This window comes from Massilia sp. 05N420 (assembly GCF_056397205.1).
In genome coordinates, this window is the sequence record NZ_JBFTMX010000099.1 from 1 (window position 1) to 771 (window position 771).

1 protein-coding gene and 1 pseudogene are annotated in these 771 nt (G+C 61.4%); both read right to left on the reverse strand.

Annotated features, from left to right (window positions below):
* Positions 1 to 127, reverse strand: a pseudogene (locus AC1DIX_RS27410) (IS110 family transposase); the annotation flags it as partial.
* An 88-nt stretch (positions 128 to 215) separates the two neighbouring features.
* Positions 216 to 771: IS1595 family transposase (locus AC1DIX_RS27415; RefSeq protein ID WP_477328463.1), on the reverse strand; the 556-nt coding region annotated here is incomplete at its 5' end.

Genomic DNA, 771 nt, shown 5'->3' on the forward strand with positions numbered 1-771 from the left:
GTAAAAAATTCGATCACTTCTTTACGCTTGAGCTGACGCTCTTTACCGTCACGTTACCGTGTTCGTCCACGCCGTGCACTTGAAAGACATCCTTTGCCAGGTCGATGCCGATTGTCGTAATCTTCATGATGACGCCCCCCTCGATGTCGTKGTGTTTAGACACTTCCACTTTGGCACATCGATGCCGTTTTCGGGTGGGGGCGTCCATCCCATTGCTAAGTGTTGAATCTGCCCAGCGCCGCTCTCAAAAAGGCGYCKGGRCTGGYAATGCGCTGCCCATCCAGCGCCCAGCGCCAGCCGAAGTAGTGGTYCAGGTAACGGCTGGCGAYGCCGCGGAAMGGCAGCAGCCAGGTGCGCATCCGGCTGTGATAGGCGTTCACGTTMTGGATGTGCAGCGCACCGCGCTTTCTTTCGCCGGCGCTCGCRTTGATGGCCTCATGYGAAATCCCGACCTCCCGCGCGAATGCCGGGTAGGCCGCATGGCTGTCGGTCACCAGCAGCACGTCGCGCGCCAGGCGCGGTCCCAGGTGTGCCACCAGTTGCCGCTTGCTCACGCTGCCCTTGCCGGTCACGGCGTCGATGGTCTGGCCGCTGCGATCGCGCGCCACCAGGATGCACACTTGTTCAYTCGAGATCCCGCGCTTTGTCGCCTTGCCGCCGCGCTTTCGTGGCGGACGATCGAGATGTCTGGMCCCCTTGTGCGATTCGAGCACATACATCTCATCGGCTTCGGCGATSCCACTCAGCCGYTGCGGGCGGTCATCCTTGCTC